Here is a 22,402-nt window from a genome sequence, read left to right as displayed (position 1 = left end):
CCTCGACCCCACCCGCCCCTTCCTGCGCCCCCACGCCCCCTGGCCGGACCGCGCCCGCACGCCCGCGCCACAGCCCGCCCCCGTCACCCCCGCCCCGACCGCGACCGAGAAGCCGGACGTCGCCCGAGCCGTCGACGAGGTCAAGCGCCTCCTCGGCGAGGGCCGCATCACGCAGGCCGTCGACATCCTCGGCGCGATCCTGCCCGCCGCCGCCGAGCAGCACGGCGAGCACTCCCCGGTCGTGCGCACCCTGCGCAAGCAGTACGCGGCCACGCTCATGGACGACGGCCAGTACCGGCGCGCGCTGCCCGAACTGCGCCGCCTCGCCGACGAACGCGCCGCCGAGGCCGGCCAGGCCGACCCGCAGGCCCTTCGGTACCGCTACGACGCCGCCCAGTGTCTGGAACAGCTCGGCGAACCGGCGGCAGCGCTCGCCGAGTACCGCGCGCTGCTGCCGTACTACGAGAACCAGTACGTCTCCGGCGGCGACCCCGAACTCGCCCACGACGTCCGCCGCCGCATCGGCCACCTCCTCCTCGCCCTCGGCGACCGCCCCGCCGCCCACGACACCCTGGCCCGACTGCTGCTCGACGTGGAACGCCTGCACGGACCGGGCCACCCGCTGGCGGGGGAGGTGCGGCGGACGCTGCAGTGGCTGGGGCAGGTACGCGGCTAGTTCTTGCCGTGTGCTGATCAGGCCGGAGCGGGCCGAGTGGGCGCATAGGGCCGGCCGGGGGTGCTTCGGTGGGCTTCGGTGCCCGAAGTCCTGGTGAATCGTTGGTCGAATGGGTTGGCCAGAGCTTGCCCACTGCCTACCATCGATCACCGCAAGACTTTGTGCACCGTCGCACAAGCTCTTCTTCGGGAGGTCTCCTTGCACCGCCGCCGTCGCACCGCGCTCCTCCTCTCCGCCGCGATCGCCGCGGCGCCTCTCCTCACCGCCTGCGGAAACGATGCGCACCCTGGCGCGGCGGCCGTCGTCGGCGGCCAGCGGATCACCGTCGCGCAGCTGGGGAACAGGGTGAGCGAGGTACGCGCGGCACAGCGTGCGGCCGTACCGGACGAGGCGCAGTACGCGCAGGTCATCGCCAAGTCCGGCACCCTTCCGCGCGATGTCCTGCACACCATGGTCCTCGACCGGGTGCTGCACCGCGCCGCCCAGGACGCGGGCGTGACCGTCACCCGCAAGGAGCTCCAGGGCATGCGCGCCGACCTGGAGAACCAGGTCGGCGGCGCCAAGGCGCTCGAGGCGGCCTGGCTCCAGCAGTACGGCATCCCGCCGCAGCGCCTCGACGAGAACCTCCGCCTCCAGCTCGAGGCCCAGAAACTCGCCACCGCACTCGGCACCGACACCGGCAAGCCCGCCTTCTGGAACGCCCTCTCCGACGCGTCCAAGAAACTCGACATCGACCTCAACCCGCGCTACGGCACCTGGGACGTCCAGAAGAGCAGCCGGGCGGACGCCAAGACGCCGTGGGTGCGCGAGGTGACGGCGGCGGGGGTCGAGCAGTCGGCGTAGCGGCCGGGCTGCGGAAGACGCGGCGTCGCGAAGACTCCGGAGGCCGTGCGGGCCGGAGGCTGTGCGCGCCGATGCAGAGAGTGGAGGCGCCCCAGAAGACGCGGCATACGGATGCCGCGGACGCCTTGGACGCGTACGCGGTACGTGGCGCGACGCCGCGTAACGGCACGGCGGAGCCGACCCCAGCCTGTGGATAACTCCAGGGGTCGTCGGCGACGTGGGTTACGTTCGGATCGTGAACGCAATCAGCTCCGAAGCCGCCCCCGGCCGCATCGTCCTGCTCACCACCAGCCACCGGGTCGCGCCCGGCCTGCTGTCCTGGCCCGCGTGGCAGGCGCTGCACGACGCCGACCGTGTGCTGTGCGCGGACGGCGCGCATCCGCAGCTGCCGTATCTGCGCGAGGCCGGGATAACGGTCGACGAGGCCGCCCCGACCGCCGAGGAACTGATCGCCGCCTGCGCGGGCGGCCACACGGTCGTGGTCGTCGCGACGGGCGAGGGCGAGCCGGCTCTGACGGACGGCCTGGCACGCCTCGCGGGCTCCGGCCGCGTCAGCATGCCGGAACTGGAACTGCTCCCCGCCTCCTACGACCTCCCAGGCGCCCGCCTCCTCGACCTCGTCCAGGTCATGGACCGCATCCGCGCCGAGTGCCCGTGGTCCTCCCAGCAGACCCACAAGGGCCTGGCGAAGTACGGCATCGAGGAGGCGTACGAACTCGTCGAGGCGATCGAGGACGGCGACCGCGACGAACTCCGCGAGGAACTGGGCGACGTCCTCCTCCAGGTCGTCTTCCACGCCCGAATCGCGGAGGAGGACCCGGACGCCCCCTTCTCCATCGACGACGTCGCCGGCGGCATCGTCACCAAGCTCATCCACCGCCACCCGCACGTCTTCGGCGACGAGACCGCGACGACCCCCGAGGAGGTCAAGGAGCACTGGCTGCGCACGAAGGCCGTCGAGAAGCGGCGGGAGTCGGTGACCGAGGGCATACCCCTGGGCCAGCCCGGCCTCGCCCTCGCGGCGAAGCTGGCGTCGCGGGTGCGCACGGCGGGGCTGGAGGTGCCGCTGCCCTCGGGGGAGGGCGTCGGGTACGAGCTGCTGGCCATGGCGGTGCGGGCGGAGGCGGCGGGGGTGGATCCGGAGGCGGCGCTGCGGGTGGCCGCGCGGGCCTACCGGGATGCGATCCGTCAGGTGGAGGGCGAAGGCTGAGGCTCGGTGACCTGACAGGCGCGGCCTGGTCCTTCGACGACCCGACAGCGTGCCCCATGACGGATACCGTGGATTCACCGACGGCGGTCGAGTGGTGTGGGGCGTACGTGCAACCGGAGTTGGAGGAGCTGGCGGCCCAGGGCAGCGCGGTGTTCCTGGCCGGGCTGAGGTCGGAGGACTGGAAACGGGTCCGCAACCGTTTCGCCGCGTGCTTTACGAAGCGCTGGAGGCAGCAGAGAAACGGCCGAGGTGTACTTGAGGCGGGCGGCGGACGCGGGGGACGACGTTGCCGCCGACCTGCTGAGGTTCGCTCATCGCGGTCCCGAGACGATGGATGCCGCCGAGCAAGGGTTCCAGGACCCGACGCACACCGGCACCTACCCCTTCTGCACGGACAGGGCGTCGCGGAAGAGGCCGCCGCCTGGTATCACAAGGCCGCCGACACCGGGCATCACGCCGCGCGGAAGGTGCTCACCGAGCGGGCGGATACCGTCAAGGAGTGACCGAGCACCCTGCCCCCACCAGCCCCACCCCCGAACCCCCCGACCTCTTCACCTGGGAGTTCGCCACCAACCCCTACCCCGCCTACGCCTGGCTCCGCGACCACGCCCCCGTGCACCGCACCCGTCTCCCCAGCGGCGTGGAGGCCTGGCTGGTCACCCGGTACGGCGACGCGAAGCAGGCCCTCGCCGACAGCCGTCTCTCCAAGAACCCGGCGCACCACGACGAACCCGCCCACGCCAAGGGCAAGACCGGTATCCCGGGCGAACGCAAGGCCGAGTTGATGACGCATCTGCTCAACATCGACCCGCCGGACCACACCCGGCTCCGCCGGCTCGTCTCCAAGGCCTTCACCCCACGCCGGGTCGCCGAGTTCGCCCCGCGGGTGCAGGAGCTCACGGACCACCTGATCGACGGGTTCGCCGAGAAGGGGAGCGCCGATCTCATCCACGAGTTCGCCTTCCCGCTCCCCATCTACGCCATCTGCGACCTGCTCGGCGTCCCCCGCGAGGACCAGGACGACTTCCGGGACTGGGCGGGCATGATGATCCGCCACCAGGGCGGTCCGAGGGGCGGCGTCGCGCGGTCCGTGAAGAAGATGCGCGGTTATCTCGCCGACCTCATCCACCGCAAGCGCGAGGCACTCCCCGACGCCCCCACCCCCGGCGAGGACCTCATCTCCGGCCTCATCCGCGCCTCCGACCACGGCGAGCACCTCACCGAGAACGAGGCCGCCGCCATGGCCTTCATCCTGCTGTTCGCCGGCTTCGAGACGACCGTCAATCTCATCGGCAACGGCACCTACGCCCTGCTCACCCACCCCGAGCAGCGCGCCCGCCTGCAGACCTCCCTCGCCGCCCACGACACGGCCCTGCTCGAAACCGGCATCGAGGAACTCCTCCGATACGACGGCCCCGTCGAACTCGCCACCTGGCGCTTCGCCACCGAACCCCTCACCATCGGCGGGCAGCACGTCGCACCCGGCGACCCCGTCCTCGTCGTCCTGGCCGCCGCCGACCGGGACCCGGAACGGTTCGCCGACCCCGACGTCCTGGACCTCGGCCGCCGCGACAACCAGCACCTCGGCTACGGCCACGGCATCCACTACTGCCTCGGCGCCCCGCTCGCCCGACTGGAGGGCCAGACCGCCCTCGCCACTCTCCTCACCCGGCTACCGGATCTGGAACTCGCCGTGGACCCGGCCGAGTTGCGCTGGCGCGGTGGCCTCATCATGCGCGGACTGCGCACGCTTCCGGTGGAGTTCACCCCGGTTGGGTGAGTTCGTCCACCGTCGCAAACGTGACACGCACTCAAGTCTGTGATCTTCACGTGATCTACGCGGCATTAACTTGTGACAAGTGATCGTCTGCCTATAACTTCACGGATCAACATGGCGTACAGGTTTTCGGGCGCCGCGTTCACTGCTGTCTCGCGAAAGGTCCCCGCATGCTCTCCGGGAACGGTCGTCACCGACGCCCCCGTCAGGCTCCGGCTCTCCTCGTCGCGGCCGGAGTGACCGGCTCCGCCATCGCCATCCCGCTCCTCGGCGCCACGGGCGCGAGCGCCGCCGACGGCACCGTCTGGGACAAGGTGGCCGAGTGTGAGAGCGGCGGCTCCTGGAGCGCCGACGACGGCAACGGGCGCTACGGCGGACTGCAGTTGACCCAGGAGGACTGGGAAGAGTACGGCGGCCTCGACTACGCCGCGAGCCCCGACCTGGCGAGCCGCTCCCAGCAGATCGCGGTGGCCCAGAAGATCCTCGCGGACCAGGGCGTCGGCGCCTGGCGTACCTGTGGACTGCTCAGCGGGCTCACCCAGGAGTCCGGATCGGTCGACCTCGACACCGGCGTGGAGGAGGACTCCCCGTCCGAGGTGTCCGGATCATCCGGATTGCTTGATTCGTCGAACTCGTCCAGCTCATCCGAGTCATCCGGGTCATCCGACTCGTCGGATTCGTCCGCGTCCGATGGGTCGTCCGACGGCTCCTCGAACTCCTCGAGTGCCTCCGATTCTCCCGGCTCGGCGAGCGGCTCCGCCGATAATTCGTCCGAATCCTCCCAGGATCCCTCCTCTTCGCCCGCTTCTCCCTCCGAGGCAGACAGCTCCGCAAAGTCGGACGCAACCTCCGGCGCGGAGAACTCCCAGTCGCCCGACGGCTCCCCCACGCAGACGCCCACGGGCGACGACCAGGACAACTCGGAGCAGCGGGCGGGCTCCTGGGGTCTCGTCGACACCGGTGCCGCCGACGCCGGAACGGTCGATGCCGCGGTCGGCTCCGGGCGTCATCGCGGTGCCAGTGCCGACGAGAGCGAGGCTGCCGACGGCACCGTCAAGTCCTCGGGCCGCCATGCCTCGTACACCGTCCGCGCCGGCGACACTCTCGCCTCCATCGCCGACTCCCTTGACCTCGACGGCGGGTGGCGTGCGCTGTACCAGGCGAACAAGCAGGACATCGGTGCTGACGCGAACCACATCTTCCCCGGTCAGACCCTGGAAGTCCCTGCCGAATAGGGCGAAAAGCAACGGGAGTTCGCGCCCCACTTCGCTCCTGAATGTCCGTTTTAGATGCAGTGAGAGATAGATCTCAGAAGCCCTGATCGTCTTTGTAATTCCGGGAATCGAGTGTCTACGGTCGTGATCGCTCGCCACCAGTGCGAGCCCCGACAGCCGTCACGCCGAATCCTGCCGGCGGCCGTACGGGAACAGTCGTCGCGTCAAGCGCCGTAGGCAGGAGCGGGGGACCCAAGGTTTGTGCCGGGTCCGGCAGTTGAGGCCCTTCGGGGCCGCACGGCCGGAGTCGGCTTGGGGTGAAGCCGCGCAACGCGAGCCGAAAGGCGAACGTGCGCGGCCGGGCAACTCAACCGGCCCGAACCCGACAGCTCACCTCGCAGGCGTCGGTGAGGGGATCTCTCCATGCTGTTTTCCAGCAAGGGCAAGCACCGTCGTCCGTCCAAGGCCGCTCGCGCCATCGCCGTCGTCGGCGTCACCGGCGCCGCCGCCGTCGCCGCCCCGCTGATGGCGGCCGGCAGCGCCTCGGCCGCCACCGCGTCCGAGTGGGACGCCGTCGCCCAGTGCGAGTCCGGCGGCAACTGGTCGATCAACACCGGCAACGGCTACTACGGCGGTCTGCAGTTCTCCGCCTCCACCTGGGCCGCGTACGGCGGCACGGCGTACGCCGCCACCGCCGACAAGGCGACCAAGGCCCAGCAGATCCAGATAGCCGAGAAGGTCCTCGCGGGCCAGGGCAAGGGCGCCTGGCCGCACTGCGGCACCGGCCTGTCCAGCGCCGCCTACACCGGCTCCGCCGCCGGCGGCTCCTCGCAGAGCAGCGAGAGCACCACCCGCTCCACCGAGGAGCAGTCGGCCTCCCGCTCCGCCGAGCGTCCGGCCGCCGAGAAGAAGTCGAGCAAGACCGTCACCACCCCGACCGGCAAGAAGGTCAAGAAGGGCGACGGCGAGTACAAGGTCGTCAAGGGTGACACCCTCAGCACGATCGCCGAGAAGCAGAACGTCAAGGGTGGCTGGGAGAAGCTGTTCCAGCTCAACAAGGACATCGTCGAGGACGCCGACCTGATCTACCCGGGTCAGCAGCTGCACCTGAAGTAACAGCGGGTCGGCAGCTGAACCACAGCGCCCTCACATCCGTGGACCTCATAGTGAAGGCCTCGTGAGGGCCACCCCCGTCCCCACGGGCTCCCCGCTCCGGTGCGTCTTCCCCCGTACGCACCGGGGCGGGGCTTTCTTTTCCCCCAGGATCCCGGGACTCCGCACCGCATTTTTGTTCCGTTCGGAAACAATTCGCTCTCGGTTCCGTCCACGGGGCGGTCGACCGCTGGCCGATCCGCCGGAGCCGGTTAGGCTCATCTCGCAGCACCCACCGCGGTCTGCGTACCCGCGTCACATCCCAAGAAGGAGATGCTCGTGCCGTCCATCGACGTCGTCGTAGCCCGGGAAATCCTGGACTCCCGAGGCAACCCCACGGTCGAGGTCGAGGTCGGCCTCGACGACGGCAGCACGGGTCGTGCCGCCGTTCCGTCCGGCGCCTCGACGGGCGCCTTCGAGGCCATCGAGCTCCGCGACGGCGACACCAACCGTTACCTGGGCAAGGGCGTCGAGAAGGCCGTCCTCGCCGTCATCGAGCAGATCGGCCCGGAGCTCGTCGGCTACGACGCCACCGAGCAGCGCCTGATCGACCAGGCCATGTTCGACCTGGACGCCACCGACAACAAGGGCTCCCTCGGCGCCAACGCCATCCTCGGCGTCTCGCTCGCCGTCGCCCACGCCGCCTCCGAGGCCTCCGACCTCCCCCTTTTCCGCTACCTGGGCGGCCCCAACGCGCACCTGCTGCCGGTGCCGATGATGAACATCCTGAACGGCGGCTCGCACGCCGACTCCAACGTGGACATCCAGGAGTTCATGATCGCCCCGATCGGCGCGGAGACCTTCTCCGAGGCCCTGCGCTGGGGCGCCGAGGTCTACCACACCCTCAAGAAGGTCCTGAAGAGCAAGGGCCTGGCCACCGGCCTCGGCGACGAGGGCGGCTTCGCCCCGAACCTCGGCTCCAACCGTGAGGCCCTCGACCTCATCCTCGAGGCCATCAAGGAGGCCGGCTACACCCCGGGCGAGCAGATCGCCCTGGCGCTCGACGTCGCCGCGTCCGAGTTCTACAAGGACGGCTCCTACGTCTTCGAGGGCAAGACGCGCTCCGCCGCCGAGATGACCGAGTACTACGCGGAGCTCGTCGACGCGTACCCGCTCGTCTCCATCGAGGACCCGCTGTTCGAGGACGACTGGGACGGCTGGAAGACCATCACCGACAAGCTCGGTGACAAGGTCCAGCTCGTCGGCGACGACCTGTTCGTCACCAACCCCGAGCGTCTCGCGCGCGGCATCGAGGAGGGCGCGGCCAACGCCCTGCTGGTGAAGGTGAACCAGATCGGCTCCCTCACCGAGACCCTGGACGCCGTCGAGCTCGCCCAGCGCAACGGCTTCAAGTGCATGATGTCCCACCGCTCCGGCGAGACCGAGGACGTCACGATCGCCGACCTGGCCGTCGCCACCAACTGCGGCCAGATCAAGACCGGCGCCCCGGCCCGCTCCGAGCGCGTCGCCAAGTACAACCAGCTGCTGCGCATCGAGGAGATCCTCGACGACGCGGCGGTGTACGCCGGTCGCTCGGCCTTCCCCCGCTTCAAGGGCTGAGCGCCTTCCTGGGTTAAGGCTTAGCCAGGCGTACGTACGTCCCCGTACTCGGTCCCGTACCGTGTGCGGGGACGTACGCGTGTGAGACGGGAGGCGGGGAACATGGCCGTGAAGGACCGGGACCGGTTCTCCACCGCGACCAGGATCCGGTTGCTCGGCGAGCAGACGGCGGCCCGCGTCTACCGCTCCCAGACCAAGCGGCAGGCCCGGCGCTCCAGACTCACCGGACGTGCCGCGTTGCTCGCGCTGGTCGTCTGCTCCATGGTCGTGGCGCTCGCCTACCCGATAAGGCAGTACGTCTCCCAGCGCGCCGAGATCGCCGATCTGGAGCGGCAGAAGGAAGAGGCCGCCCAGCGGGTCGAGCAGCTGCGCGACACCAAGGCACGCTGGCAGGACGACGCGTACGCCGAACAGCAGATCCGGGAGCGGCTGCACTACGTGATGCCGGGGGAGACCGGTTTCATCGTGGTCGACCCGGACGCCGCCAAGCAGTCGCGGGCCGACGTGGCCGCGGCCGACCGCCCCTGGTACTCGAACATCTGGGACGGGATCGACAAGGCCGACGCCTCCGACCAGTGAACCGACAGATACTTCAGAGAGACTTTCGTACAGGCATGGATACGCCCCCGCCGCCCACCCCGCGCACCGAGCCCACCGACGCGGACGTCGAGGCCTTCAAGCAGCAGCTCGGGCGTCCGCCGCGCGGGCTGCGCGCGATCGCGCACCGGTGCCCCTGCGGTCAGCCGGACGTGGTCGAGACGGCCCCGCGGCTGCCCGACGGCACGCCCTTCCCGACGCTGTACTACCTGACGTGCCCGAAGGCGTCGTCGGCGATCGGCACGCTGGAGGCGAACGGCGTGATGAAGGAGATGACGGCGCGCCTGGAGACCGACGAGGAGCTCGCCGCCGCGTATCGCTCCGCCCACGAGGACTACATCCGGCGCCGCGACGAGATCGAGGAGCTGACGGGCTTCCCCAGCGCGGGCGGCATGCCGGACCGGGTGAAGTGCCTGCATGTGCTGGTGGCGCACTCCCTGGCGGCCGGGCCCGGCGTCAATCCGCTGGGCGACGAGGCGCTCGCGATGCTGCCGGAGTGGTGGAGCAAGGGAGCGTGCGTGACGCTCCCGGAGGAGTCCGAGGAGGCCGCCCAGTGACCCGGGTCGCCGCCATCGACTGCGGTACGAACTCCATCCGGCTCCTGGTCGCCGATGTGGACCCCACCACCGGCGAACTCGTCGACCTGGACCGCCGTATGACCATCGTGCGGCTCGGCCAGGGCGTCGACCGTACGGGCCGGCTCGCCCCCGAGGCGCTGGAGCGGACCTTCGCCGCGTGCCGTGACTACGCGGCGATCATCAAGGAGCACGGCGCCGAACGGCTCCGCTTCGTCGCCACCTCCGCCTCCCGGGATGCCGAGAACCGGGACGAGTTCGTGCGCGGTGTCCTGGACATCCTGGGCGTCGAGCCCGAGGTCGTCACCGGCGACCAGGAGGCCGAGTTCTCCTTCACGGGCGCGACGAAGGAGCTGACGGGCCGGGACGACGTGCACCGGCCCTACCTGGTCGTGGACATCGGCGGCGGGTCGACCGAGTTCGTCGTCGGTGAGGGGCACGTGCGCGCGGCGCGCTCCGTGGACGTCGGCTGTGTGCGGATGACCGAGCGCCACCTGGTCCACGACGGCGTCGTCTCCGACCCGCCCTCCGAGGAGCAGATCGCGGCGATGCGGGCCGACATCGAGGCGGCCCTCGACCTCGCCGAGGAGACGGTGCCGTTGCGCGAGGCCAGGACCCTGGTGGGGCTCGCCGGTTCGGTCACCACGGTGTCGGCGATCGCCCAGGACCTGCCCGAGTACGACTCGACACGCATCCACCACTCGCGGATCAGCCACGACCGGGTCCGCGAGATCACCGACTGGCTGCTGCACTCCACCCACGCCGAGCGGGCAGCCGTACCGTCCATGCACCCGGGGCGCGTCGACGTCATCGGGGCGGGCGCCCTCGTACTGCTCGCGATCATGGAGCGGATCGGCGCCGAGGAGGTCGTGGTGAGCGAGCACGACATCCTCGACGGCATCGCCTTCAAGGTCGCGGAGGAGGCGTAGGACGCCGTAGCGCGTGCAGGACGTGGAGGACGTCTGGACACGGAAGGGCCCCGGTCCCTCGTAAGAGGAACCGGGGCCGTTGTCTGAGCCCATGTGCTGGGCGGTGGGTCAGTTGCAGAGGAGGATGATGATGCCGTCGCAATCGCCGCCGTCGCCACCGTCGTGACCGTGGCCGCCCTTGGCGGGACTCGACTGGACGACCGTGGCCTTGGTGGCGACAGGGGCAGCGGCCGCGGCCGTCGCCGCCCCTGCTGCGAGGGCGATGCCGAGGGCAGCGCCGACCGAGACTATTCGCGCGGTGGCCCGCTTGAGGGCCTGGTGTGTAGTGATCATGGCTGCACGCTATGCACACTTTTCTCCGCTCGCGCGCGGAATGTGGCTGAAGGGTGAACGGTGATCCAAGTCGCTGCCGGCGGGTGGTTCGGGTCTCGTTTATTACTCGCTGGTAGCCGACGGCTGAGCAGGTCGGCTAGCGTATGAGCGCCTCCGAGGGGCGCTCGCGGACCCCTTCACGACCCCCTGCGGGCGCCCGCCGAAGAAAGTTCGTGAAGTTCTTCACAAGGATTTCGGCCCTGTCGAAGCAAGGATGGGGGCCGGTTGACCCTTCCGAGGGGTGAACAGGCCCTTGAACATGTTCAGATGGGCGGTGTAAGGAGGGCCCTGGGGGTCGGCTCCGGAGGGTGTTTCGGTCCGCTCACCGGAGGCCTCACGAGCCAGAGAGGCAGCTCACGCGGCATTGACAACGGGTCGTATCGCAATCCGGTTCCCGATCGCGACCATGACCTGGGTCACGCGGGCCGGGGAGTGTAGCACAGGGCCTGCAAGAGCTTGTGAAGGGGCGCACGAGCGACCCCCCTGGGGCGGGTGGATACTCGATGGCATGAGCACCACGGAGCGTCCCAGGATCCTCGTAGTAGGCGGTGGGTACGTAGGCCTGTACGCAGCTCGGCGCATCCTCAAGAAGATGCGCTACGGCGAGGCGACCGTCACGGTCGTCGACCCCCGGTCGTACATGACCTACCAGCCCTTCCTTCCCGAAACCGCCGCCGGCAGCATCTCCCCGCGCCACGTCGTCGTCCCGCTGCGACGCGTGCTGCCCAAGGCGGAGGTCCTCACCGGCCGGGTCACCACCATCGACCAGGACCGCAAGGTCGCCACGATCGCCCCGCTGGTCGGCGAGGCGTACGAGCTGCCCTTCGACTACCTGGTGATCGCGCTCGGCGCGGTCTCCCGCACCTTCCCGATCCCCGGCCTCGCCGAGCAGGGCATCGGCATGAAGGGCATCGAGGAGGCCATCGGCCTGCGCAACCACGTCCTCGAGCAGCTGGACAAGGCCGACTCCACGACCGACGAGGAGATCCGCCGCAAGGCGCTCACCTTCGTCTTCATCGGCGGTGGCTTCGCGGGCGCGGAGACCATCGGCGAGGTCGAGGACATGGCCCGCGACGCGGCGAAGTACTACACCAGCGTGTCCCGTGAGGACATGCGGTTCATCCTCGTCGACGCCGCCGACAAGATCCTCCCCGAGGTCGGCCCCAAGCTCGGCCAGTACGGCAAGCAGCACCTGGAGGCCCGCGGGGTCGAGGTCTACCTCTCCACCTCCATGGACTCCTGCGTCGACGGCCACGTCGTGTTGAAGAACGGGTTGGAGGTCGACTCCAACACGATCGTGTGGACGGCCGGCGTCAAGCCCAACCCGGCCCTCGGCCGCTTCGGTCTGCCCCTCGGCCCCCGTGGCCACGTCGACTGCGAGACCACGCTCCAGGTCAAGGGCACCGACTACATCTGGGCCGCCGGCGACAACGCCCAGGTCCCGGACCTCGTCGGCCGCAAGGCGGGCAACGAGAACGCCTGGTGCCCGCCGAACGCCCAGCACGCGCTGCGTCAGGCCCGTGTCCTCGGTGACAACGTGATCTCCGGTATGCGGGGCTTCCCGCAGAAGGACTACGAGCACGCCAACAAGGGTGCGGTGGCCGGGCTCGGCCTGCACAAGGGCGTCGCGATGATCGTCATGGGCAAGATGAAGATCAAGCTCAAGGGCCGTCTCGCCTGGTACATGCACCGCGGCTACCACGGCCTCGCGATGCCGACCTGGAACCGCAAGGTCCGCGTCTTCGCCGACTGGACCCTCGGCATGTTCCTCAAGCGCGAGGTGGTCTCCCTCGGCGCGATGGAGCACCCGCGCGAGGAGTTCTACGAGGCCGCGAAGCCCATGCCGGCGCCTGCGGCAGCGAAGCCGGAGAAGAGCGAGGCCAAGGCCTCCTGACCGGCTTCGGTCACTGAACCAACCGAAGGACCTCCCGCCATCCGTGGTGCGGGAGGTCCTTCGGCGTTCTCCGGCATGGGGGTTGCTGTCCCCGGGGGCTGCGCCCCCGGACCCCCCTTCGGCCCGAAGGGCCTTGTCCTCAAACGCCGGACGGGCTAAAACACGCGCTCGGGGGACTGTTTTGGCGCCCCGCAGGTGTTTACGTGGTGTTGGACATTCCGGGATCTCCCCCCTCACGGAGGTGTGCGCCATGGCAGATGCCGCGGTGCGGCTGAAGGGCCTTCTCGAACAGTTGCTGGGAGCACCGCTCCCGGTGGGCATCCGCGCCTGGGACGGTTCGCAGGCGGGGCCGCCGGGGGCGCCGACCCTTGTCGTACGGAACCGGCGCGCCGTGCGCCGACTGCTGTGGAAACCGGGTGAGTTGGGGCTCGCGCGGGCCTGGGTCGCCGGGGACCTCGACATCGAGGGGGATCTGTACGCCGCCCTCGATCATCTCGCGGGGCTCGTGTGGGAGCGGGGCGAGGATGCCCGGAGCGTGGCCGAGGCGCTTCGGGATCCCGAGGTGCGCGCCGCCGTTCGCGGGCTCGTCAGAATCGGCGGGCTTCCGCTGCCGCCCGCGCCGCCTCCCGAGGAGGTCCGCCGCAACCGCGCCCACCTGCACACCAAGCGCACCGACAAACGCGCCATCAGCCACCACTACGACGTCGGCAACGACTTCTACGGGATCGTCCTCGGCCCGTCCATGGTGTACTCCTGCGCCTACTGGCCGGCCCCGCCCCCGGACGGCACCCTCGAAGCCGCCCAGCGCGACAAGCTCGACCTCATCTGCCGCAAGCTCGGTCTGAAGCCCGGCCTGCGGCTGCTCGACGTCGGCTGCGGCTGGGGCTCGATGGCCGTGCACGCGGCCCGCGAGTACGGCGTGAGCGTCGTCGGCGTCACCCTCTCCCAGGAGCAGGCGACGTATGCCCGCAAGCGCGTCGCCGACGAGGGGCTCACCGACAAGGTCGAGATCCGGGTGCAGGACTACCGGGACGTCACCGACGGGCCGTACGACGCCATCTCGTCCATCGGCATGGCCGAACACGTCGGCGCCGAGCGGTACCTGGAGTACTGCGATGTGCTGTACCGGCTCCTGAAGCCCGGTGGGCGGCTGCTGAACCACCAGATCGGGCGGCGGCCACAGCGGGACGAATCGTCGTACCAGGTCGACGAGTTCATCGACGCCTACGTCTTTCCCGACGGCGAGCTCCAGCCCATCGGCACCACCGTCACCCAGCTCGAACGCGCCGGCTTCGAGGTGCGCGACGTGGAGTCGATCCGCGAGCACTACGCCCTCACCCTGCGCCGCTGGGTCGCCAACCTGGAGGCCGACTGGGCCAGGGCCGTCGAGCTCACCAGCCCCGGCCGCGCCCGCGTCTGGCGGCTGTACATGGCCGCATGCGCGCTCGCCTTCGAACGCAACCGCATCGGGGTCAACCAGGTGCTGGCGGTGAAGACGCCGGACGGGGGCGCTTCCGGGATGCCACTGCGGGCCCGCGAGTGGACCGAGTCCGAGGGCCGTTGATCCGGGGCGCGAGCGGAAGGGCCGGGCTCCCCCGTCATGGGGAAGCCCGGCCCTTCGGGTGTCAGGGCGTGGTCACTCGGCCTTGATCGCGTTCAGCATGTTCAGCCGCGCGGCGTTGCGGGCCGGCCACATCGCGGCCAGGACGCCCACCAGTCCGGCCAGCACCAGGAAGATGCCGATCCGGTCCCAGGGCAGGACCAGCGCGTAGCCCGGGATCTGCTCCGCGATGGTCTCGCCGATCGCCCAGCCGAGGAACGAGCCGAGGCCGATGCCGACCACCGCGCCGAACACCGAGATGACCACGGCCTCCAGCCGGACCATCCGCTTCACCCGGCGCCGGTCGAGACCGATCGCCCGCAGCATGCCGATCTCCTGCTGCCGTTCGAAGACCGACATCGCGAGGGTGTTGACGACGCCCAGCACCGCGATGATCAGGGCCATCGCCAGCAGGCCGTACATGATGTTCAGCATGGTGTTGATGGCGCCGCCGAACTCGTTGCGGATGTCCTGCTTGTCCATGACCTTGATCGCGGGGTTGTCGCCCAGCGCGTCGATGAGGACCTGCTCGTTCGCCGCGCTCTGGCCGCCGTCCGTCTTCACGAAGATCTGCGGGATGGACGGCTTGACCTCGTGCGGGTTCACGACCTTGGTGTCGACGAGGACGGGGGAGAGGAACTCGCTGTCCTTGTAGACGGCGCCGACCGTCAGCGTGCCCTTCTTGTCGTCGTTGAAGGTGACGGGCACGGTGTCGCCGGGCTTCCAGCCCTTGCTCTTGGCCGTCTTCTCGGCGACCGCGATCTGGCCCTTGGCGAGCGTGTCGATGCTGCCGCTGACGACGTCGACGTTGAGGACCCGCTCGATGTCGCCCGGCGTGACCGCCGAAGCCGACACGAAGTCGTCGTTCCCGAGCTCGAAGTAGACGCTCTGCTGCGGCGAGACCGCGGACACGCCCTTGGCCTTCTCCAGCGCCGTCAGGGCGGACTGGTCGAGGTCCCCGCCATTCGCCATCGAGACCATGTAGTCGGCCTTGATGTTGTCCGTGGTCATCTTGTCGATGGCGGTGCCGACCGTGATGCCGAGCACGGACAGGCCGGTCACCAGCGTCAGTCCGATCGCCAGCGCCGAGGCGGTGGCTCCGGTACGGCGCGGATTGCGGACCGCGTTCTGGCCGGCCAGCTTGCCGGCCACCCCGAACGGGCCGACGAGCAGCGGACGGACGAGCGCGATCACGGGCCGGGACAGCAGCGGGATCAGGATGATCACACCGACCAGCGCGAAGAACGCGCCCGCCCCGATGTACATACGGCCGTCGCCGCCGCCGGTCGAGGCACCCGCCACGATCGCGGCCGCGCCCAGGCCGGTGATGGCCGCGCCGATGGAGTTGCGCACCACCAGCGACTTGGTGGTGGCAGCCGCGTGGACGCTGTTCATGGCCGCCACCGGCGGGATCTTCGCGGCCCGGCGGCCGGGCAGCCAGGCGGCCAGCATCGTGATCAGCACGCCGACGCCGATCGCGGCGAGCACGGGCGTGGCGGAAATGATCAGCGGGCCGCCCGGGATCTTCATCTCGAACGCGGCCATCCCGGACCGCAGTCCGACCGCGAGGCCGATGCCGAGGACGAAGCCGATCACCGAGGCGACCAGGCCCACCACCGCGGCCTCGGCGAGCACCGAGCGGGTGATCTGCTTGCGCGACGCACCGACGGCGCGCATCAGGGCGATCTCCTTCGTGCGCTGGGCGACCAGCATCGTGAAGGTGTTGGAGATCAGGAAGATCCCGACGAACAGCGCGATGCCCGCGAAGCCGAGCAGGACCTGCTTGAGGTTGCCCATACCCCGTTCGATCTCCTCGGCCTGCTCGTCCGCGAGAGCCTTGCCGGTCTTGGCCTCCGCGGTGTCCGGCAGCATCGGCTTGACCGCGTCCAGGATCTTCGCGTCGTCGGCGCCGGATGCGGCGGTGACGGTGGCGCTCTCGAAGTAGCCCGGCTTGAGGTACTGCTTCTGGGCGACCGCGGTGTCGAAGAGGACGAGGCTGCCGCCGGCGTTCACGGCGCCGTCCTCGGTGGTGAACACACCGCTGAGGGTGTACTCCTTCACCGGCCCGTTCGTGGCGACCCGGACCCGGTCGCCGACCTGGTACTCGCCCTTGGCCGCGGAGTCCTTGTCCAGGGCGATCTGATCGTCCTTCACCGGGCCCGAGCCGTCGGTGAAGGTGTAGGCGCTGTCCTTGCCGTCCTTGCCGGGAGCGAAGTTGGAGCCCTTGTTGGACCAGCCGACGCCGATCAGCTTGCCGTCGGGGTCGGCGACCCCGGCGAAGCCGTCGACGCGGCCGTACGTGGCGGCGACGCCGTCGACCGCGGAGATCTTGTCGAGGGTCTTCTGGGAGAGGCCGGGCTCTTCCTTGGGGTCGTCGGGGTTGGCGTAGGAGGTGACGGCGACGGCGACGTTGTCGTAGCTCTTCGCCGACTCGTTGCGGAAGGCGTTGGAGAGGGTGTCGGAGAAGACCAGGGTGCCGGAGACGAAGGCGACGCCGAGCATCACGGCGAGCACGGTCATCAACAGCCGGGCCTTGTGCGCGAGTACGTTGCGCAGGGCGGTGCGGAACATCAGCTGGTGCGGCCCTTCGCGTCGAACTGCTTCATGAAGTCGAGGACGTTGTCGGCCGTCGGGCGGTACATCTCGTCGACGATCCGGCCGTCCGCGAGGAACACCACGCGGTCCGCGTACGCCGCGGCGACCGGGTCGTGGGTCACCATCACCACCGTCTGCCCCAACTCCCGTACGGAGTTGCGCAGGAAACCCAGCACCTCGGCGCCCGAGCGCGAGTCGAGGTTGCCGGTGGGCTCGTCGCCGAAGATGATCTCGGGCTTGGAGGCCAGCGCGCGGGCGACCGCGACGCGCTGCTGCTGGCCGCCGGAGAGCTGCGCGGGGCGGTGGCTGAGGCGATCGGCCAGGCCCACCATCCGGATGACCGAATCCAGCCACTGCTTGTCAGCCTTGCGCCCCGCGATGTCCATCGGGAGGGTGATGTTCTCCAGGGCCGTCAACGTCGGCAGCAGGTTGAACGCCTGGAAGATGAAGCCGATCTTGTCGCGGCGCAGCTTGGTCAGCTGCTTGTCCTTCAGGGAGCCGAGTTCGGTGTCGCCGATGCGCACCGAACCGGAGGAGAAGGTGTCCAGACCGGCGACGCAGTGCATCAGCGTGGACTTGCCGGAGCCCGAGGGGCCCATGATCGCGGTGAACTCGGCCTGCCGGAACTCGACGGAGACCCGGTCCAGGGCGACCACCTGGGTCTCGCCCTGTCCGTAGATCTTCGACAGATCCGTGGCACGCGCGGCCACGGTGGTGGTCCGGCCGGCGATGGATGCGGTGGTCACGAGAGGAACGCTCCTGAGGGACGACGATGTGTTCGATGGGACTCGTCCATCGTCCTGGCCGCGGACCGCCGTGTAGTCAGTCGCTGTTCCGGTTCCGAAGGCAGACTGCGGATGGACCGGAGACCGCTGTGTCATACCTGAGGATGACGCAGGACCCTGACACGTGTTCGTGTTGGGAACAGGTGGAGCGTCCTCGTTTGGACGGTGAAATTCCGTCATTCCGTATGCGCCGTCAACCGTCGCACGCAAGGCTATTGGCAAGTGCGGACGGCGCGTTCCGTGGGCTGATGCACCCTCAGACGTCAATAAAATAAGACAACATCGGTCCGCCCGTCCGCTGTTCGGGGGATGTATCCAGATAGGCTCGGAACCTCAATGCGGAGCCCATGGCCTGCCCAGATGGTGGAATGCAGACACGGCGAGCTTAAACCTCGCTGCCCCTTCGCGGGCGTGCCGGTTCAAGTCCGGCTCTGGGCACTTCCGACTCTCTCCCTCCCTTCAAGAGTTGACCGCGCTTCAACAGTTCATCGCACAACCATTGACAGCGGACGAGTACGGCCGGAGACTCACATCGAGAGTTGGTGAATAAAACTTCACGCTACGAACAAGAAGGGAAGCGACCGATGCGCACCACCGTCGGCATCATCGGAGCGGGCCCGGCAGGCCTCCTCCTCGCCCGGCTGCTCCACAACGCCGGCATCGACTCGGTCCTCCTGGAGAGCCGCGACCGCGCCTACGTCGAGCACCGCCAGCGCGCCGGGATCCTGGAGCAGGGCACGGTGGACGTGCTGCGCGCGGCCGGCGCCGGGGAACGGATGGACCGCGAGGGACTGAGCCACGACGGCATAGAGCTGCGGTACGACCGCAAACGCCACCGCGTCGACTTCCCCGCCCTCACCGGCGGCCGGTCCGTGATGGTCTACGCCCAGACCGAGGTCTGCAAGGACCTCATCGCCCTCCAGCTCAAGGAGGGCGGCCCGCTGCTGTTCGAGGCGGAGGCGCTGGCGGTGGAGGGCGCGGACACCGACAGCCCGCGCGTGCGCTTCCGGCACGAGGGCCGCGAGGAGGTCCTCGCGTGCGACTACGTCGTCGGCTGCGACGGCTTCTGGGGGGTGTCCCGGGGGGCGATCCCCGCCGAACTGACCCGGGTGTTCGAGCGGACGTACCCCTTCGGCTGGCTCGGCATCCTCGCCGACGTCGCCCCCTCGCACGACGAGCTGGTCTACGCCCGCCACGACCGCGGCTTCGCCCTCCTGTCCATGCGCTCCCCGTCCGTCTCCCGCCTCTACCTCCAGGTGCCCGAGGGCACGGACGCCGAGGCGTGGAGCGACGACGAGATCTGGGCGGAGCTGGAGCGCCGCTTCGAGACCGCCGACGACTGGCGGCTGGAGCGCGGCCCCATCACCCAGAAGTCCGTCACGCCCATGCGGTCCTACGTCCACGAACCCATGCGGTACGGCCGTCTCTTCCTGGCCGGCGACGCGGCGCACATCGTGCCGCCGACGGGCGCGAAGGGGCTGAACCTGGCCGTCGGCGACGTCGTCACCTTCGCGCGGGCGCTGACGCACAAGAAGGAGACCGGTTCGGCGGAGCTGCTCGATGCCTACTCCGAGACCTGTCTGCGCCGGGTCTGGCAGGCCGAGCGGTTCTCGTACGACATGACGACGCTGCTGCACCGCGCACCCGACGCCACGCCCTTCGAGGACCGGCTCCAGCTGGCCCGTCTGGAGCGGATCGCGGGATCGAGGGCGGCCGAGACGGACCTCGCCGAGGGCTACACCGGGTTCCCGTTCGGGTGATCGCACGGGCGGACCGTCGGAGTGATCTCCGATCGGTTCCGGCCGCGTACCAGCTTCGTCATGAAGGTGCCCCTCCGTGGCCGGGAATCACCCGGCCGCGTAGCGTGTTGCCCAGCACGACGAGGGAAAGATCCTCCCCAAGCACTAGGGTCAATCCTTTGCCTACCTATTACTCTTGAGCCAAGGCCACGCACGGTGGCCATGGAGGAGTGAAATGAGGAGCAGCAACCCGGTCTTCTCGCGACGGGGGTTCAGCCGCGACAACGGCTACGCGGGCTTCAACGCCCAGCCGCAGGCCGGGGGCGCCGCTGTCGGCACGCAGGGCAACCCGTACGCCCAGCCGCAGGCCGGCAACCCGTACGCGCAGAACCCGTACGCCCAGCAGGACCTCCAGCACGGCGCGCCGCCGCAGGCCCCGGCCACCACCGGCCGGATGACGATGGACGACGTCATCCTGCGCACCGGCACCACCCTCGGCACCCTGATCGTCACGGCCGCGCTCGCGTGGTTCCTGCTGCCGGTCGACGCCGAGAACATCAACCGGTCCTACGGCATCGCCATCGGCGCCGGTCTGGTCGGCATGGTGCTGGCGCTCGTGCAGTCCTTCAAGCGCCAGGCCTCGCCCGCGCTGATCCTGTCCTACGCCGCGCTCGAGGGCGTCTTCCTCGGCGTCGTCTCCAGCGTCGTCGACACGCACATCGCCAGCGGTGCGGCCATGCAGGCGGTGCTCGGCACGATGGCGGTCTTCGCCGCCGTGCTGGTGGCGTACAAGGCGGGCTGGATCCGCGTCAACCGCCGGTTCTACGGCTTCGTGATGGCGGCCGCGCTCGGCTTCATCCTGCTGATGGCGGTCAACCTGCTGTTCGCCGTCTTCGGCGGCGGTGACGGCCTCGGCTTCCGCAGCGGCCCGCTCGGCATCGTCTTCGGCATCGTCGGCATCCTGCTCGGCGCCTGCTTCCTCGCCCTGGACTTCAAGCAGGTCGAGGACGGCATCGCCTACGGCGCGCCGCGCGAGGAGGCCTGGCTCGCGGCCTTCGGCCTCACGATGACGCTGGTGTGGATCTACATGGAGTTCCTGAGGCTCATCTCGATCCTCAACAGCAGTGACTGATCTCCGACGGTCGTAGCACAGTCGTAAGCGAAGGGCCCCGGGTCGTTCCCGGGGCCCTTCGTCGTCTGCGCGCGCCTAGAGGAATTTGCGCGCCGCCCTCCTCAGGTCGTACTCGTGGACGATCGCCTTCGCGTGGCCGTACGCGAGGTCGTATTCGTGGCGAAGCCAGCTGACCTTCTCCTCGAAGCGGACGAGGGCCGGGCCTTCTTCTACGGTGCGGAGCCAGTCGGCGACTTCACGACCGGTGCAGTGGGGGATACGGGCGAGCATGTTGCGGTGGGTCTCCTCGGAGAGGACGTGGGACATCGGCGCCTCCGGACGCAAAGGGGATGTAAGCCGGTCCTTCAGGTCACCGTGCCTGAGCGTTCGCCCGTTGGCAACAGTCGCGTACGCTCACGGCGTGGTTGATACGACGCGTCTGACCAGAGCCGTGGATCACTTCGCCGACCGGTTGCGTGCCGCTCCGCAGAGTCGGCTGCAAAGAGGGGCGGCGACGGAGGCTCTGCGCTTGGCCAGGGAATTGGCTCGGTGGGCGCAGGTGCTGGAGGCGCCGGGGGTGGAGCCTCGGGAGATGCCTGACGCCGGGATGTTCGCTGCGGCCGATCAGATCACCGTTGCTGTGCATGACTTGGCGGTGGTTCTGGAGAACGACGACCAGGTCTCCGAGGCGGTTCGGTTGGTTGAGGAGGCGCAGAAGAGGGCGGGGGTCTGAGGGTTCGTCGGCGACCGCGGGTTTGTGGGGGCTTGTCGCGCCCAAGCGGCGGAGCCGCATATCGACACAGCCCCGCGCCCCTGGCGGCGTTGCAGTGCCCCTGCGCCGTCAGGCTAGAGGGACGCTATGACCCGGTCCGCCAGGATGTACACGTTCTCCTCGCCGCACGCGAACGTCAGCGTGTACGCGCCCGAGATTCCGGAACCGCCCAGCAGTACCGGGGTCTCACCCGCGCGCAGGGCTGCCGCCAGGCGCTCCGCCGTTTCGCGGTGGCCCGGGGTCATGCACAGCGTCGTGCCGTCGGCGAAGACGTAGACGTCGAGGGTGCCGAGGGGGCCCGGGCGGACGTCGGTCAGTTCGGTGGCGGACTCGGCCAGTTCCTCGAGGGTGGCCACCGTGCGCTCGTGGTCGTTCACGGTCGGCGACTGGACCGGGACGAAGTCCGGGTGGGAGGGGTGGCGGCGGCGGGCCGCGGCCAGTTCGGGGGAGTCGCCGGCGAACTCTTCGGCGTCGGCGGTCGGCTCGGTCACCGGCTCCAGGTGCTCCAGGCCCGCGAAATCGGTCTGGCGGGGCAGGAACAGCTCGCTGTCGGACAGGCCCAGCAGCGTGGGCGCGTCGGAGGCGTCACGGGCCTCCTGGGCGGCCCAGAAGGCGCGCGCCTCGGCGAGCTCCCGCTCGCGTTCCTCCGCGAGGGCCTCGGCGACCGCCGCGCGTATCTCATCGGCGTCGGCGGAGAGGCGGGCCTGCGGGACGAGACCGCGGGCGGTGGCCTCGCCGCGCTGTGCCAGGTTGTTCTGTGCCAGCTCGGTGTGCAGGGCCGCGACCTGCCGGCGCAGCACCATGAGGGTGCGCAGGACGGCGACGCCCACGGCGCCGGTGGCGGCCGTGGTGAGCAGCAAGGCGATCGGCATGGCGCTCACTGACGTACTCCCGGTTCAAAGTCGACCCCCGACTTCCTACATCAGCTTGAAGGGCGGACTATCCAGCTGTCAGTGCGTAACGTCACGAAACGGACAGGACTTTGGGCCTGGGGTTTAGTG

Annotated in this window: 20 protein-coding genes, 1 tRNA gene and 1 riboswitch; of the genes, 16 read left to right on the top strand and 5 right to left on the bottom strand. The window is 69.6% G+C overall.

The annotated features are described in order from the left end of the window. The 10 genes from IF78_RS0129340 to IF78_RS0129295 form a co-directional block, all read left to right on the top strand. Positions 1 to 676 (top strand): tetratricopeptide repeat protein (locus IF78_RS0129340; RefSeq protein ID WP_031498532.1); only part of this gene is annotated, 676 nt, incomplete at its 5' end. A 198-nt stretch (positions 677 to 874) separates the two neighbouring features. After that, positions 875 to 1,519, top strand: coding sequence for a SurA N-terminal domain-containing protein (locus IF78_RS0129335; RefSeq protein ID WP_031481393.1), 645 nt, complete (start codon positions 875 to 877; stop codon positions 1,517 to 1,519). A 235-nt stretch (positions 1,520 to 1,754) separates the two neighbouring features. After that, positions 1,755 to 2,729, top strand: a complete 975-nt coding sequence (locus tag IF78_RS0129330) for a nucleoside triphosphate pyrophosphohydrolase (RefSeq protein ID WP_031481391.1) — start codon at positions 1,755 to 1,757, stop codon at positions 2,727 to 2,729. A gap of 499 nt (positions 2,730 to 3,228) precedes the next feature. After that, complete coding sequence (locus IF78_RS0129325; RefSeq protein ID WP_031481389.1) at positions 3,229 to 4,509, top strand: cytochrome P450 family protein; 1,281 nt, start codon at positions 3,229 to 3,231, stop codon at positions 4,507 to 4,509. Between the two features lie 167 nt (positions 4,510 to 4,676). Beyond that, positions 4,677 to 5,741, top strand: a complete 1,065-nt coding sequence (locus IF78_RS0129320; protein WP_031481387.1) for a transglycosylase family protein — start codon at positions 4,677 to 4,679, stop codon at positions 5,739 to 5,741. 198 nt (positions 5,742 to 5,939) lie between these two features. Continuing rightward, a riboswitch (cyclic di-AMP (ydaO/yuaA leader) is annotated at positions 5,940 to 6,139 on the top strand. A gap of 4 nt (positions 6,140 to 6,143) precedes the next feature. Then, positions 6,144 to 6,836 carry a LysM peptidoglycan-binding domain-containing protein gene (locus tag IF78_RS0129315; protein WP_031481385.1) on the top strand — a complete coding sequence of 231 codons (693 nt, stop codon included), beginning with the start codon at positions 6,144 to 6,146 and terminating at the stop codon, positions 6,834 to 6,836. A gap of 315 nt (positions 6,837 to 7,151) precedes the next feature. Further along, positions 7,152 to 8,432 (top strand): phosphopyruvate hydratase, encoded by a 1,281-nt coding sequence (gene eno / locus IF78_RS0129310; protein ID WP_031481383.1) that lies wholly within the window; start codon positions 7,152 to 7,154, stop codon positions 8,430 to 8,432. 102 nt (positions 8,433 to 8,534) lie between these two features. After that, on the top strand, positions 8,535 to 9,011 hold the full coding sequence (locus tag IF78_RS0129305) for an FtsB family cell division protein (RefSeq protein ID WP_031481381.1): 477 nt from the start codon (positions 8,535 to 8,537) through the stop codon (positions 9,009 to 9,011). Between the two features lie 35 nt (positions 9,012 to 9,046). Further along, positions 9,047 to 9,586, top strand: a complete 540-nt coding sequence (locus IF78_RS0129300) for a DUF501 domain-containing protein (RefSeq protein ID WP_031481379.1) — start codon at positions 9,047 to 9,049, stop codon at positions 9,584 to 9,586. Then, positions 9,583 to 10,533, top strand: coding sequence for a Ppx/GppA phosphatase family protein (locus IF78_RS0129295; RefSeq protein WP_031481377.1), 951 nt, complete (start codon positions 9,583 to 9,585; stop codon positions 10,531 to 10,533). The genes IF78_RS0129300 and IF78_RS0129295 overlap by 4 nt, the downstream gene beginning before the upstream one ends. Positions 10,534 to 10,641: 108 nt before the next feature. On the opposite strand, the gene IF78_RS0129290 is transcribed toward IF78_RS0129295, so the two are convergent. After that, positions 10,642 to 10,866 carry a hypothetical protein gene (locus IF78_RS0129290; RefSeq protein WP_031481375.1) on the bottom strand — a complete coding sequence of 75 codons (225 nt, stop codon included), beginning with the start codon at positions 10,864 to 10,866 and terminating at the stop codon, positions 10,642 to 10,644. A gap of 547 nt (positions 10,867 to 11,413) precedes the next feature. On the opposite strand from IF78_RS0129290, the gene IF78_RS0129285 reads away from it, so the two are divergent. Both IF78_RS0129285 and IF78_RS0129280 read left to right on the top strand, forming a co-directional pair. Continuing rightward, positions 11,414 to 12,799 carry an NAD(P)/FAD-dependent oxidoreductase gene (locus IF78_RS0129285; RefSeq protein ID WP_031481373.1) on the top strand — a complete coding sequence of 462 codons (1,386 nt, stop codon included), beginning with the start codon at positions 11,414 to 11,416 and terminating at the stop codon, positions 12,797 to 12,799. A gap of 250 nt (positions 12,800 to 13,049) precedes the next feature. Next, complete coding sequence (locus IF78_RS0129280; protein WP_031481371.1) at positions 13,050 to 14,363, top strand: class I SAM-dependent methyltransferase; 1,314 nt, start codon at positions 13,050 to 13,052, stop codon at positions 14,361 to 14,363. A gap of 72 nt (positions 14,364 to 14,435) precedes the next feature. On the opposite strand, the gene IF78_RS0129275 is transcribed toward IF78_RS0129280, so the two are convergent. Further along, positions 14,436 to 16,970, bottom strand: coding sequence for an ABC transporter permease (locus IF78_RS0129275; RefSeq protein WP_031481369.1), 2,535 nt, complete (start codon positions 16,968 to 16,970; stop codon positions 14,436 to 14,438). Further along, positions 16,970 to 17,740: an ABC transporter ATP-binding protein gene (locus tag IF78_RS0129270; protein WP_031481367.1), complete on the bottom strand. Its 771-nt coding sequence runs from the start codon at positions 17,738 to 17,740 to the stop codon at positions 16,970 to 16,972. Before IF78_RS0129270 ends, IF78_RS0129275 begins: the two co-directional genes overlap by 1 nt. A 393-nt stretch (positions 17,741 to 18,133) precedes the next feature. Here IF78_RS0129270 and IF78_RS0129265 point away from each other — a divergent pair. From IF78_RS0129265 to IF78_RS0129255, 3 genes are all read left to right on the top strand, one after another. Continuing rightward, positions 18,134 to 18,217, top strand: a tRNA-Leu gene (locus IF78_RS0129265). Between the two features lie 146 nt (positions 18,218 to 18,363). Then, positions 18,364 to 19,539, top strand: a complete 1,176-nt coding sequence (locus tag IF78_RS0129260; RefSeq protein ID WP_031481365.1) for a 4-hydroxybenzoate 3-monooxygenase — start codon at positions 18,364 to 18,366, stop codon at positions 19,537 to 19,539. 214 nt (positions 19,540 to 19,753) lie between these two features. Beyond that, positions 19,754 to 20,650 (top strand): Bax inhibitor-1/YccA family protein, encoded by an 897-nt coding sequence (locus IF78_RS0129255; protein WP_031481363.1) that lies wholly within the window; start codon positions 19,754 to 19,756, stop codon positions 20,648 to 20,650. Positions 20,651 to 20,725: 75 nt separating this feature from the next. Here the strand turns inward: IF78_RS0129255 and IF78_RS0129250 are convergent, their stop codons facing one another. Continuing rightward, positions 20,726 to 20,956 (bottom strand): DUF4287 domain-containing protein, encoded by a 231-nt coding sequence (locus IF78_RS0129250; protein WP_031481361.1) that lies wholly within the window; start codon positions 20,954 to 20,956, stop codon positions 20,726 to 20,728. A gap of 94 nt (positions 20,957 to 21,050) precedes the next feature. Between IF78_RS0129250 and IF78_RS0129245 the strand changes: the two genes are divergently transcribed. After that, positions 21,051 to 21,362, top strand: coding sequence for a hypothetical protein (locus IF78_RS0129245; RefSeq protein WP_078662640.1), 312 nt, complete (start codon positions 21,051 to 21,053; stop codon positions 21,360 to 21,362). Positions 21,363 to 21,475: 113 nt separating this feature from the next. Here IF78_RS0129245 and IF78_RS0129240 read toward each other — a convergent pair whose 3' ends face one another. Beyond that, the gene (locus IF78_RS0129240) at positions 21,476 to 22,273 is read right to left on the bottom strand and encodes a hypothetical protein (RefSeq protein WP_031481357.1); all 798 of its coding nucleotides are present in this window, start codon (positions 22,271 to 22,273) and stop codon (positions 21,476 to 21,478) included. Positions 22,274 to 22,402: the final 129 nt, after the last annotated feature.

This window comes from Streptomyces bicolor (assembly GCF_000719285.1).
In the GTDB taxonomy this organism is placed as follows: domain Bacteria; phylum Actinomycetota; class Actinomycetes; order Streptomycetales; family Streptomycetaceae; genus Streptomyces; species Streptomyces bicolor.
The sequence above is the reverse complement of the archived record's forward strand: the minus strand, read 5'-3'. Positions and strand labels throughout refer to the sequence as shown.